This is a genomic window from Desulfotomaculum sp. (genome assembly GCF_982386235.1).
On sequence record NZ_CEVWQM010000031.1, the window covers coordinates 12,035 to 25,266 of the forward strand.

At 45.5% G+C, this 13,232-nt stretch carries 12 protein-coding genes and 2 riboswitches; of the genes, 1 reads left to right on the forward strand and 11 read right to left on the reverse strand.

Annotation, left to right across the window (positions count from 1 at the left end; all coding sequences use genetic code 11):
• Positions 1–16: 16 nt before the first annotated feature.
• The 7 genes from trsM to menG all read right to left on the reverse strand — a co-directional run bounded on the left by trsM (position 17) and on the right by menG (position 8,898).
• On the reverse strand, positions 17–760 hold the full coding sequence (trsM, locus tag AC1U9Z_RS15490) for a DVU_1556 family methyltransferase (RefSeq protein ID WP_479958253.1): 744 nt from the start codon (positions 758–760) through the stop codon (positions 17–19).
• A 24-nt stretch (positions 761–784) separates the two neighbouring features.
• Positions 785–973 carry a DVU_1557 family redox protein gene (locus tag AC1U9Z_RS15495; protein ID WP_479958254.1) on the reverse strand — a complete coding sequence of 63 codons (189 nt, stop codon included), beginning with the start codon at positions 971–973 and terminating at the stop codon, positions 785–787.
• A complete protein-coding gene (locus tag AC1U9Z_RS15500) occupies positions 970–3,297 on the reverse strand; it encodes a pyridine nucleotide-disulfide oxidoreductase/dicluster-binding protein (RefSeq protein ID WP_479958255.1) in 2,328 nt (775 codons plus the stop codon). Before AC1U9Z_RS15500 ends, AC1U9Z_RS15495 begins: the two co-directional genes overlap by 4 nt.
• Before the next feature lie 111 nt (positions 3,298–3,408).
• Positions 3,409–6,186: a molybdopterin-dependent aldehyde oxidoreductase gene (locus tag AC1U9Z_RS15505; protein WP_479958256.1), complete on the reverse strand. Its 2,778-nt coding sequence runs from the start codon at positions 6,184–6,186 to the stop codon at positions 3,409–3,411.
• A 24-nt stretch (positions 6,187–6,210) separates the two neighbouring features.
• Positions 6,211–7,236, reverse strand: a complete 1,026-nt coding sequence (locus AC1U9Z_RS15510; RefSeq protein WP_479958257.1) for a molybdopterin-binding protein — start codon at positions 7,234–7,236, stop codon at positions 6,211–6,213.
• Between the two features lie 70 nt (positions 7,237–7,306).
• Positions 7,307–7,427: riboswitch (molybdenum cofactor riboswitch) on the reverse strand.
• Positions 7,428–7,445: 18 nt separating this feature from the next.
• Complete coding sequence (locus AC1U9Z_RS15515; RefSeq protein WP_479958258.1) at positions 7,446–7,769, reverse strand: hypothetical protein; 324 nt, start codon at positions 7,767–7,769, stop codon at positions 7,446–7,448.
• A gap of 77 nt (positions 7,770–7,846) precedes the next feature.
• Positions 7,847–7,961: riboswitch (molybdenum cofactor riboswitch) on the reverse strand.
• A 220-nt stretch (positions 7,962–8,181) separates the two neighbouring features.
• Positions 8,182–8,898, reverse strand: coding sequence for a demethylmenaquinone methyltransferase (gene menG / locus AC1U9Z_RS15520; RefSeq protein WP_479958259.1), 717 nt, complete (start codon positions 8,896–8,898; stop codon positions 8,182–8,184).
• A gap of 213 nt (positions 8,899–9,111) precedes the next feature.
• Here menG and AC1U9Z_RS15525 point away from each other — a divergent pair, with 213 nt between their 5' ends.
• On the forward strand, positions 9,112–10,296 hold the full coding sequence (locus AC1U9Z_RS15525; RefSeq protein WP_479958260.1) for an HD domain-containing phosphohydrolase: 1,185 nt from the start codon (positions 9,112–9,114) through the stop codon (positions 10,294–10,296).
• A 75-nt stretch (positions 10,297–10,371) separates the two neighbouring features.
• On the opposite strand, the gene AC1U9Z_RS15530 is transcribed toward AC1U9Z_RS15525, so the two are convergent.
• The 4 genes from AC1U9Z_RS15530 to AC1U9Z_RS15545 all read right to left on the reverse strand — a co-directional run bounded on the left by AC1U9Z_RS15530 (position 10,372) and on the right by AC1U9Z_RS15545 (position 13,190).
• On the reverse strand, positions 10,372–11,229 hold the full coding sequence (locus tag AC1U9Z_RS15530; protein WP_479958261.1) for a GGDEF domain-containing protein: 858 nt from the start codon (positions 11,227–11,229) through the stop codon (positions 10,372–10,374).
• 245 nt (positions 11,230–11,474) lie between these two features.
• The gene (locus tag AC1U9Z_RS15535) at positions 11,475–11,645 is read right to left on the reverse strand and encodes a hypothetical protein (protein ID WP_479958262.1); all 171 of its coding nucleotides are present in this window, start codon (positions 11,643–11,645) and stop codon (positions 11,475–11,477) included.
• 151 nt (positions 11,646–11,796) lie between these two features.
• A complete protein-coding gene (rsiV, locus tag AC1U9Z_RS15540) occupies positions 11,797–12,690 on the reverse strand; it encodes an anti-sigma-V factor RsiV (protein WP_479958263.1) in 894 nt (297 codons plus the stop codon).
• Entirely contained in the window at positions 12,687–13,190 is a 504-nt protein-coding gene (locus AC1U9Z_RS15545) for an RNA polymerase sigma factor (RefSeq protein ID WP_479958264.1), read from the reverse strand. The genes rsiV and AC1U9Z_RS15545 overlap by 4 nt, the downstream gene beginning before the upstream one ends.
• Between the last annotated feature and the right edge of the window lie 42 nt (positions 13,191–13,232).

Below are 13,232 nucleotides of genomic sequence, written 5' to 3' on the forward strand. Positions count from 1 at the left end.
GCTAACCCCTCCCCGTTCAATCACAAAGGTGATCTACCTTCTGGGCAACTAGTAAATAGTAACCCGGTTTAGCTTTTTTAATGGCTGACTGGGCACAGGCACCGCCACAGGTCACCGGACCATACTGTTGCCAAAATTGATCCATTGACCCGTGGGTCATGATTAACTGGATCATCAGTTCTTTCAAAAGCTCAGAATGGTCTTCCCAAAGGATAATCCGGAAGCCGGCCGCCCTAAGCTTTGCTGCCAACTCCGTTTGTCCCATGGCGCCGGTTAGGCAACTGGCCAAAGGCAGATTTCGCAATTCTGCTGTGGCAGCAGGATTTTTAGCGTAAATATCCGATGCCATGAGGTAACCGCCGACCTTCAAAACCCGCCAGCACTCCCCCAGAGCCTGATCTAAATTATCCATGAGCGACAGGGTACACTCGGCAAAGACACCCCCCATCTCGCCATCCGAAACAGGCAGGCATTCACCCACGCCCTGCAATAAGGGTAAATCCGGTCTCCTTTGGCGACCATTTTGCAAAAGAACCTCTGAGGGATCAATGCCCAGGGCATTAAAATGGTATTTTTCTATCAAATATTCAACTGTCGCACCTGTGCCACAGCCAACGTCCAGGATTTTGGCCCCCGGTGCTAAGTTGCAAAACGCAATGGCCCGATCCGTTAGCCTAAAGCCACCGGGCCTAATGCTGGGGCCCGTGACCTGCCTTAGGGCAGTTCCTTCATAGATACTGCATACTTTTTTACTCGACACGATCTTCCTCCGGCTACTGAAACCTTATTTGTCCTCCAAAGCCTTTTCCACCTCTAGCATTTTGCCCCTGGCTAACTCTTCCGATATATAAACCAGGCCACATTTGGGGCACTTAAGCAACTGGACGGGAAATTTGCTATTTAGATAAGTGGCCTCCACCGGACCCAGTTTCATCTCCACATTGCATTTTAGACATTGGATCTGCTGGCTCATTCCTTCACTTCCTCAATAATCTCCATCCGATGGGAGTAGGTGTTATAAATCATAAAGCCATCCCCTTGGGGCAGGTACTCTACCCAGTAGGTTACACTGACCGGCCTAAAACGTGCCAGATAATGTCCGGTATTGCCATCTAACATTTTATTCCCTGTTCTTTCGGCATAATCAATGACCCTTTGGACATCCTCTACCAAGATCAAACGATTTTCCATCTGTTCCTGAATGTCCTCGGGAATCATTAATTTTATTTTTTCATAGGAATCTCTTTCTTCAGTCATCTTGTCTCCCCATCGGTTTTTTATTAGTTTGTTTTTCAACCTAACTCTGTTTTCCCGCCGCTGGGAATAGCCTGGGCCACGTTTAACAGGGGCCAGTGGATCTCCCTCACCATAAATCAAATCTAATAGATGATAGGTTTTTTTACCTTTGGCAGCAAAATTATCCCGGCAAATGGCACAGTAAACAAGATAATCTGCCTCACTCTCATCAATGCGTCTCTTGATCACTGCATCTGCCAGATCACGGTTGGCAAATTGCATCAGCCCGCCATAACCACAGCATTCCGTTTTATCCCGACTGGTGGGCAGTTCTTCAATTTGGCAGCCCAACTTCAAAATTATTTCCCTGACCTGCCCGTGCATCTGCCCTTCCCGTCGGGAGGTGCAAGCATCATGCACAGCCACTAAGGCTGGTCTTTGGGCCTGACTAACCTGGGGCAAACCATATTGGTGGTATAACTGCCACAGGGAAATAAGCTCCATCTCGGACAGATACTTTTTAAACATCTGGTGGCAGGTGGAACAAGCGAGAATTACCTTTGGTTTACCCAGCTCCTCCCACTGATCCTTCATTTTCTTAAGTTCCGCCTCAAATAATTCCTGACGTCCCGACCACTCCGCCGGTGCACCACAGCAGCGTAACATCAAGCCAACGCCGCCGTTAAGCTGTTTCATCAAATAATCATAGACCTTTTCCACGTGACCGGGGGCACAGGCACTGAGCTGACAGCCGGGGAAAAATAGATAACTGCTTGTTTGATAGCCCGGTTGGTGGCGGGTCAAAACACATTGCTCGCCGTTGCTAAACGCCATGTCCCGGAGGGGAAAATCGTGGGCCGATGGGGGCATTTTCCCTTTTTTAACCATCTCACCCCGGGCCTCTTGGCAAAGCTCACCCAAATTAAGCCCCTCCGGACAGACCGCTTCACAAAGGCCGCATAGGCTGCAGGAATTGATCAGGGTGTTGGCTTCCCGCCTGCCCATAACCATTTTTAAGTTGTGGTTAATTTGGCGGATATACTGCTTAGGATAACCCTTAAAATGAGCCAAATATTCGCAGGATTTGATACATTCCAGGCATTCACACTGCAGACATCGGCTGGCCTCCTGGCTAGCTTCCTCTTCATTATAGAAGTTGCTGTTATGCCCCAAAGGTACCACTGGCAGCGGCTTTACTCCTTGGGTGCTGGTAAAAAGTCTCGTCTCAAAGGGCCCCTCGTTGGCACGGACAGCCGTCAGGGAAACCCCTTGCAGAAAACGGTCAATGGATATGGCAGCTCTTCTGCCATCGGCCACCGAGCCAATGGGTGAATAGCTCCCGCCCCTGCCTAAGGTGCCGCCCGCAAAAACACCTTCCTGTACCGTGGCAAAGGTAAGGGGATCAATCATCAACTGACCCTGCTGATCCAAGGGCAGCTTAAACTCAGGTATCACAATACCTGTTCCCAGATATACGGCATCATAATCCTGACAAAGGGCGGCAAAAGAGATATCCCGACCTACGGTGGTATGCAGTTGCAGGACGACCCCTAATTTATCCAAAACAGCCAAATCATCGCTGATCATCTGCGGTGGTAATTCCTCTGCGCGAAACTCCTTCAGTCTGCCTCCCAAGCTGCTGCCGGTTTCAAATATGGTAACCGGATATCCCTTTTTGGCCAAGTCATGGGCAGCGGTTAAGCCGCTGAGCCCTGCTCCCACCACTGCCACCCTCTGTTCTTTACGTGACGGGGCGGTCACCTTAGCATCCGTTGCCGGAACCACCTGGACACAAGCCCTTTCCAACCTGGCTATGGCAAGGACCTCCCCCGCCTCCCCCCTTTTGCAAGCTTTCTGGCAGGGATGATCGCAAATACTGCCAATAATCCTTGGAAAGGGAACCGACTTGCTATAAATGTTAAATGCCTCAGTAAAACGCCCATCCTTTATGGCCGCCAGCATAGCCCTAACATCCACATGAACCGGACAGGCTGCGCTGCAAGCCGCCGGTTGATCCCTCGTGCATTTCCCTTCAAGTTCAACAATTCTCTTATGCTCCATTTTATCCCACCATTCCCTTATTTAGAAAAGCACCCTAAAACGAACTAAAAAGTACCGGCTTTAGTTCGTTTTAGGGAATAATCAATTCTTCAAACCAGAGTCACCTGTGATCTAGTAAGCAGGGTTTTTAATGGGACGCTTGACAATGGGAATTTCTTTACCCTGCAGTCCGGCCAGAACTTTCTCTGGCAATGCCGGAAGTTGGGTAATACGAACCCCACAGGCATTGTAAATAGCATTTCCAATGGCGGCATGGGGTGCAGTCAGGGGCAGTTCCCCAACACCGGAGGCACCATGGGGACCGGCTTTACGTGGGAAATTAACATAGATAATTTCCAGATCGTCCGGAACATCCTTTGGATAGGGCATACCACAGGCACGCATGGTGGTATGCTTCTTGAGATCCTCAAAGTTTTCGGTTAGGGCTAAGCCAATACCCTGGGCTAAGCCGCCATAGATCTGACCATCCACCACGGTTTTGTTGATAATTTCCCCTACGTCAGCAGCCAAGGTCATTTTGGTTACTTGAACCTTACCTGTTTTGGTATCCACCGCCACTTCAGCTAAGAAAACGCCATACATATAGAAAGCAAAGGGTTTACCTTGTCCATTTTCATCGCAAGCGGTGCAGTTTTCAGCTGCTGTACTCCATTGTCCAACATACTTAAGGGGGATATTGTTGGCCACTGCCTCATCATAGGTCAGGTAGGTTCCATCGGCCTTCTTCAGAGCATTGACCAATTGTTCGCAAGCATTCACAGCGGCATTGCCCACAACCACCTGGGAACGGCTGCCGCCGGCAGGGCCGCCAGCGGGGGCCACGTTCATATCATTCGTAACTAACTTAATCTGTTCCGGCTTAATGCCCATCTGACGCAATACTTCATGGGAGGTAGCCAACAGACCCATATCAGCACCCTGGCCATGATCCTGCCAGTTCGTGCTTACCTGTACTCTGCCATCCGCTAACAGCTCTGCCCAAACCTCAGACCCGTCTATACCGTCCAGGCCGCAGCCGTAAACACCCACGGATATACCAACACCATGTTTCTTCTCCGGCGTAGAGAGTTCCTTAGCCTTCTCCTTGGCTGCCTGGTACTTGGGCCGGATGGCCTCAATTAACGCCGTCAGAGAGTATACTTCCGGTTCATGACCCGAGGGGTTCGTGTCGCCGGGTCGGTAAGCATTAAGATAACGCAGCTCCAGCGGGTCCATACCCAGCTTCTCTGCCAGGATATCCATCAAAGTCTCGGAAGCAAAGAAGCTCTGGGGTGAACCATAACCACGGAAGGCAGAACCCCAGCCATGGTTGGTGCATACGGTGTAACCAGTACCGTTGATATTGGGAATATTATAGCCGGCGCCAATGAACTGGGCCCCACGCAGGGTCAGCAGGTCACCAAACTCAGAGTAGGGACCGTGATCCACTGCATAGTTGCTTTCTAGGGCAATAACCTTACCCTCTTTCGTAGCACCGAACTTCACGTCCATAAAGAAGGGAGACCTTTTGCCGGTGTAGGTAATTTGTTGATAGTAATTGAAGTTTAAGAAAACCGGCTTGCCGGTGGCCATGCAGGCAACACCCACCAACGCTTCAATGGTGGGACTGAACTTGTAACCAAAGGTCCCGCCCACGCCGGGGAACTGTGACAGAAATAGGTTTTTACCGGCCTCTAAACCAAGACCCTCGGCAATCATCGCTGCATGCAGGTCCAAACCGATACTCTTAGACAGTATCTGTAAATTTCCGTTTTCATCATAGTAGGCGGCAGCAACGTCTGGCTCCAGGGGCAAGTGGGGCTGACGACCAACAAACAGATCTTCCATGGAAACCACCACATCTGCCTGCTCCATCAGAGGTGCTGTGTCCTCGCCTTTAACAACCCTTTGTTTATAATAAACGTTGGGGGTGCCTGGGTGAATTTCAATGGCATCCGGCTCCATGGCAGCGGGAGCACTCATATAGGCAGGCAGTATTTCCAGCTCCACTTTAACCTTCTCCACCGCAGCCTGGGCATTGGCCTCTGTGTCAGCGCAAACAATGGCCAGGGCATCACCAAACTGGAAGACCTTTTCGTCACAGAGAATGGGCCGATCATAGCTGTCCCCTTTGTTGCTGGGGAAATTCAGACCATTGACGCGGTTTTTCCCCTGGACATCCTGATGGGTAACCACTTTATAAACACCGGGCATTTTTTCCGCTTCGGAGGTGTCGATGGATAAAATTTTGGCATGGGAAACCTGGGCTTGGACAAGTTTAAGCTGCAGGGTGCCAGCAGGCATCTCTAGGCCAAAATCAGAACCATATTCGATCGTGCCGGTAACCTTGGCCACTGCCGATGGGCGAGGATAATCGGTGCCTAGGATCTTACCATCAGCGGGCATCTTAAAGCCCAGCTCATCCACAGTGATTTCACCACGCATAAATTGGGCCGCTGCCATGACCGCGTCAACTAAGGGCTTATAACCCGTGCAGCGACAGACGTTATTATGTTTCTGGAACCAGTCACGAACCTCTTCCCTGGTGGGATTACTATTTTCGTCTAACAGTACTTTGGAGGAAACGATGAAACCAGGGGAACAATAGCCGCACTGGGCTGCACCGTATTTCACCCAAGCCAGTTGTAAGGCATGCAGGTTCGTTGGGGTACCGATACCTTCAATGGTAGTAATGATGGCGTCATCCGGGATACGCTTCATCCTGGTGGCACAGGCTAAGGTAACCTTACCGTTCATAATCACAGAGCAAGCTCCGCATTGGGCTTTACCACAGGCAACCTTGGTGCCTGTTAGATGCAATTGGCCACGTAGGACATCCACCAATAATGCTTCCGGTTCCACAAGCACAGTTGTGTAATTACCGTTAATATTTAACTTCTTTTTAATCAAATCGAGACACTCCTTTTTCGTCAATTAAATGCCTTTGCCAAAGCCACAGTCAGGATACCTACACTCCTTACAATTAACACAGAGACCACCATGACCCAAAGCAACAATATCTTTGCGGCTAATTTCCTCCCCCGCCAAAATGCGCGGCACCACCAGGTCAAATATACTGCTGCGGCTGTACATTACACAACCTGGCAAGCCCAATACAGGAATCTTTCCTATATAGGCCACCATAAACATGGCCCCTGGCAGTGTGGGTGCACCATAGGTAACAATACGTCCCCCGGCAGCCTTGATTCCGGCAGGAGTTAAGTCATCGGGGTCCACAGACATGCCCCCGGTAACGGTAATCATCTCAGCCCCCTCTCTTAGCAATTGATGGATTGCCTCAACAATCATATCGATACGATCAGACACAAATATCTGTCTGAAAACATTGCTCCCCAATGCTTCAATTTTTTGGCTCACCACCGGACCAAACTTATCCTGAATACGTCCGTGGTAGACCTCGCTGCCAGTGGTTACAACACCAACCTTGATGGATCGAAAGGGCTTAATCTCAACTAAGGGGTAATTGTTTTGACATATATTTTCAACATTATGAATTTTACTGTTGCTAATCACCAACGGAATAACCCTTGTGCCAGCTACCACTTTATCCTGAACCACTATTTGGTTGGTGTGTAAGGTGGCAAACATCACTTCCTCAATTTCATTAATCTGATACAGGGCCTCTGTATTTATCTTTAGCAAACCCATCTGATTGGCCACCAGATTGACCTTCCCTTCTTTGGGATCGGTTAAAGTAATCCCACTGCCGGCAGCAGCACTGGCAATTCTTCGGGCTGCATCATCCTCATGGAGCTGTTCCTGGTTAATTTCCCAAACATATAGGTTTTCTTTGCCAATATCCAGCAATTTGGGAATATCTTCTTTTTTCACCACATGCCCTTTTTTAAAGGCCCTGCCTTTAAATTTGCCTGGAATAATTTGCGTGATATCGTGGCAAAGAACCATGCCTACTGCTTCTTGTACCGGCACAACTTTCATAAATATCCCCCTTTAAACAAATATGGCACCAGGGTGCTGTAGAAAGGTCAACAACACCCTGGTGCCATATTTGTCCCAGGCGAGTGTACTCCTTTCCACACGGGAGGCTCAAAGGTTTCCCCTTAAACCCTAACGGCCTGGCTATCATAGCATCCGCCTTAGAACTACCAAGCTCGGAGTCTGCTTTTGAATTTTAAATTCCTTTATTATCAGAAAACTAAATCTAATTTTTGGGCTAATCCAGCAACTCTTTCGTGATTAATGTTATAAATAACCATCACATCATCTGCCAATTCTATTTTAAGCTTAATCGAATCATCATTAGCTGAATCAAACCCCATATAATATAACAAATTGGTATAGTTGCTTTTACTTGTAAATACCACTAGATCACCATTTGCATTAAGGCTATACTCAAATAAATAAAGCTTGCAATTATAATTGTTTTTTAGTCTGACCTTTTGTTCCGCCGTAAGCGGTTGTAAGGCCACCCCTTTGAGGTACTGATTTACGGTTTCCATGAACCTATGCATTGGTTACCTCCTCTGCCTGAACATACTAAAAGGCCAGGATCTCCGCAAAGAAGCAGGCAGACCCAGGCCTTAGCATAGCCAAGTATACCGTACTCCTTTCCACACGGGAGGCCTGCGGATTTCTCAGCAAACCCTCGACCGGGAGGTCATAGTCTAACCCTTAGACCCAACGGCTCGGAGACATTATCAAAAATACTATTGCAAAAATCGTACCGATACGAAATGTTCCCATTTGAAACAATTTATCTGGGATAGACAATCCTTTAGCTAGTTTGCTGTTCTAAAATGATCTGTTCTGTTCCGAAATGATCTTGTGCAAATATTTAAATTATATAGTTGTAATTCTATAACTTTTATTCAATTCCTTTATGTACGTTTGCATATTATCAAATATTACAACACGTTGTCGACATCACTCATTCTGTGGCTTTACTCCCATATGCATAGCCGCCACACCACCATCATAGGCTTTTACCTTTATATCTACCAGCCCCGCTCGACGAAACATTGTGGCAAGTTCTTCGCGACCTGGAAAATCCTTTGCTGATTCCTGCAGCCAAGAATAATGCCCATACTTCTTAGCTAATAATTTGCCTAACAGCGGCATTACATAACTGAAATAGGCATAATATACCTGTCTAAAACCAGGCATCGTTGGTTGAGATGTCTCTAAACAAACCACCTTACCGCCGGGCTTAGCGACCCTGCGCATTTCATTTAGCACCTGCATGTAGTCGGGAACATTGCGCAGTCCAAAACCAATGGTCACAAAGTCAAAACTATTATCTGCAAAGGGTAATTCCATGGCATTGCCCTGAACTAACCGGACATTGCTTAGACCCTTGGCACGCACCTTTTCCTGCCCTACTTTAAGCATATTCTCGCTAAAGTCCAGTCCATATACTTTCCCTGCAACGCCAACCTCTTCCCCTAAAAAAATAGCCCAATCAGCGGTACCACAGCAAACATCCAGGGCTTGCTGTCCCTTTTGCACATTCATTCTCTGCATGGTGTCTTTACGCCATGCTTTATGCCGCTTAAAGCTAATCACAGAATTCATCACATCATACTTACCAGCGATATCTTGAAAAACCCTGTGCACCCGTTCCTCTTTAGATTGCTTTGCCATAAAATACCTCTTTCATGCCTGGATTCTTGTTACTATTATAGCATTTTTAATGCTCAAAAAATCAAAGGGACTGACCAAAAGCACACTTGATGTAACTTTTTCGGCCAGCCCCTTTGTCTAATAATAACTTATAATGGATTCACAGAAAAATTGTTCCAAATAAACCTACCCCTAAGGTAAGATTAGTATATAACACATGAGGGGGAGATCTTGTTGCTACCGAATAGGATTGAGCTAGCTAACTTAATTGAAGGACTTTCTTTGGCAGTGGACCTAGCTGAGGGAAGGCCCTTGCAGCATTCCAAAGATGTGGCTTACCTGACCCTAAGCATTGGTAAGGCTGTGGGATTGCCTGCTCACCAAATGGACATTTTATATTTTGCAGGCCTACTCCATGACATAACCATTACCTCCCAGGAAGGTTTTTGCCCCCTTTGTGATACCGTGCGGCAATATGGCATGGAGCATTTAATACCTGTTCTTCTGGAAACAGATAACGTTATTCACACCAGTAGAGAGTTATGGGACTGCAGCGGTCCTCAGGGATGGTGTGCCCAGGAAATCCCCCTAAACTCACGCATACTAGCCTTGGCTGTGGCTATCGATAAGGTCGGAGAAAATAAGCAGGATTTCTGGAACTGGCGGGAACGTATTCAAGACTATCTGAAACATCCAGCCGAAATCCCCCATGATCCCGAACTTGTTAAATTAGTGAAGACTTTATTAAAGGATCGGAGGTTCACCTCAGGACTCTTTAACCTTAACAGAGATAAAGAGCTAGAGAAGTATCGACCTAGACATAGCATCCCGGTAAATAGCATTATGCTAGAGATTCTGGGTAAAGCCTTTGCCCTGTTTATAGACCAAAAAACTCCCTATACGGCGAACCATAGCTGGGATGTGGCAAAGGTTGCCCAAAGGATAGCCGACCATTTGGGGTTTGATGCCCAAACCAAAAGAAATATCCTGATAGCCAGTTTACTGCATGATCTGGGTAAAATAACGGTTCCTAATTCTATTCTTGAAAAGTCTGGACCTTTAACCCCTCAGGAGTTTGCCATCATTAAAAATCACCCTTATTACTCTGCTCTCATCTTAGACCGGATTCCCGAATTGAAGTTAATTAGCCTTTGGGCATCGGCACACCACGAAAGATTAGATGGCAGCGGCTACCATCGAGGAACTAAAGGTGACTCACTGCCCCCGGAAGCCAAGCTTATTGCCGTAGCCGATGTCTACGCTTCCCTGGCTGTGAACCGGCCATATCGAAAGTGCATGGAGCTAAGGGAACTTGTCAATACCATGAATAGTATGACTAAAAACAATCACTTAGATAGCAAATATGTCAATGTGATTCTTGAATTATTAACAGAACATCCCTGTGATTTACTTAAATAAAAGTAAGCACAGAAAAAAGCAGTACCAGTAGGAATTCCTTCGGCACTGCTTTACCCCGTTGGAAAAGAAAATGTATCACCTGTTGTTTCCATTTCTTACCGCCAAGTGTCTCCCTTCATTTTCATAGAATTGCCGCTTATCCAGATACATTCTTTGATCAGCCCGAGGTATGATTTCCCCTGCATTATTTACTTCCTCAGACAAACATATACCAATGCTCAGGTTAACACTAATCGGTTGCTCTTGCGTCGGAACCTGGTTTTGGGCCTTAATCCTTTGTTTAATTAACGCTAGGGTCTTTTCATCTACTTCGGGCAACAAAACTAAAAACTCGTCTCCGCCAAATCTAAAAACATAATCCGTCCGCCTAACACTTTTGCAAATTATATTTGCGGCATTCATTAGCAGCTTATCCCCCGCTTCATGGCCATGGTTATCATTTACATATTTAAGGGCGTTCACATCCAGCATAATGACGCCAAAGGGTTTGTTCCCAATAACCAGGTCACTCCACACCTGTTCAAAATACTTCCTATTATAAAGTCCTGTTAGGTTATCCGTAATCGCTGCTTTCCTAATTACTTTCAGCATCTTTTCTCTTTCTGTAACATTCCTCGTTATAATCATTACGCCTGTAATAAAATCGGGTATTTGGATTGGGCTATAGGTGTTTTCAATAAATCTACCCCTGATTTTAATGGTTCTGTGCCATTCTTTACCCTCTTTACAATGATTGATCTTATGTATAACTTTGTCGCGTAAATTAGGCGCATGACAATTCAAAACGGAAGCATCTTTTTTATCCCAGCCTAACAATTCCTCCGCCAACTTGTTACTCCAAACAACCTTTCCTTCCGTATCCACCAGTGTTAGGCCAACACGGATTTCTTCTAATATTTTTTCAATGACTTCAGTTGGAAAAATTCTTATCATATTGTCCTCCTGAAAATTACCTTATATAGAAATATAATCTAGAAAAACTTGGCTCGTTTATGCCCTTGGTGCGCCATACCCTAAAGGCATGAGAGTCTTATACGATCATCCTTAAAATTTGATACTTTTTGTTAGTATAATAAATCCAAGGTCATTTTACCAGTATTAACCATTAGATACCCAAAAAACACCCTCTATCATTAGAAATGTCTAGAGGGTGGTCAAAAAATACGGAATATATGAATTTAATGGCCATAATTAATGTGCTTTTTTCTGCTCTGGGGTACCTCATTAATCAAATCCCCCATACGACGCTTATAATTTATCACCTCCCGGGAATCACTTCCATATTGCTTAGTTAGATCTGCTAACCTCATTCTAGCAATTTCTTGTCTCAAATTAACGATGTTCTTCAATTTATGCACCTCCGTTTTGGCTTGAAAATAACAAATCAGGCAGTGGTATTACCTTTCTTTGTAATTATTTTAACAAGCTTGTCTAAAAATGTCGATAGCATAAACTACAACTTTGTTCTTTGTAACTATTTTTCACTTATGAAAACCCCACTTATTTAATGTACTGGTGCCCAACCAAAATGTCAGCTATAACCTCCGTAGGAATGATAAATTCTGGTGTCCCCATATAGCCCGGAGCTACCTCATATTTATTAAAGGAAATGACCAAATTGCCCACTTCATTAATATAGAAATTCTGATCCTTGGCTATTTTGTCAAAGGGTTCAAAAGACAATTCCCGACCCGGAAACTCAATCCAATAAATCTTATTCTCATCGGATTTCATTTGCTCACTCATCTGCTGCTTGATATTTTCACTGATAATAGCCACATAACGATCCTCCTTAAACAAACTGGGCAGTGTGATGAGGGTTTGTTTTTGTTTGTCAATGGTATCGTATTTAATGGTTGTGGATGAGGAGGCTGCGGTATTTACTACATAACGGGCCACAGCAAGGATTACTTCATTATCGGTTTTCACTTCATAGCCGCTATAGATACCGATATGACCGCCCCCGTTTTTCTTGATCTCCTCCATATCAGTCATAAATTGATCATATAGTTTCTTGTTTTCCAGCAAATATTTTTCATTTAAGCTATTTTCCAAATCCTTATTGGCCAACCCTTGAATTTGAGGCACACTAATATCCGCCTGAAAAGTATCCTCATTAATAATATAGTTGCTGAAAGTCAACACTTTGACGATATTGCCCACAAAGGGTACTTCTGCTACGGTTTTGGCAAAGGCTGGACTAACATTTAATACCGCAGTGAACAAAGCGACCGATGCCGCCAGGGAAGCAATAACCTTACCAACCCTTCTAAGCATGTTACGCTGGCGCCTGCTGCCATCCTTTAATGCTTTGTTAACTACAAAGTCCAACTCCTTAGGGATAGGAATATCCAGGTATTCCCTTTTCAGTTGCTCTAGGTTTTTATCCTTCACGCTAAGCCCTCCCTAACATCATCATTCATTTGCAGCCGCAATTTTTCCAGGGACTTATATAAACGGGTTTTAACTGTGTTTACATTTTCATTGAGGATATAGGCAATTTCTTCGATCTTCAAGTCTTCAAAATATCTTAACACTACAACACTTCGGTATTTGATCGGCAAAGCATCCAATGCCCTTTGCAGATCAATATTTTGATAATGATCAACGGAACCACCCTCAAGGGTTGCTAGGAGTTCTTCGTCCATCACCCCTACTCTTTTCCTTTTACGCAGAAAATCCAAGGCGGTATTTACCACGATGCGATAGAACCATGTTTTTATGTGGTCAGAATTTTTTAAAGTATCCTTTGCAGACAGGGCCTTATAGATGGACTCTTGCACGATATCCAAGGCATCTTCTGGATTTTTCACATAACTAAAGGCCAACCTATAGTGGTTCTCTTTATATTTGGTAACATATTCTGCTATTTGCTTTTCTAAGTTGTTTTTCATCCCCCTAAGCCTCTCCCTTAAGATCAGATACGTATCTTCTTT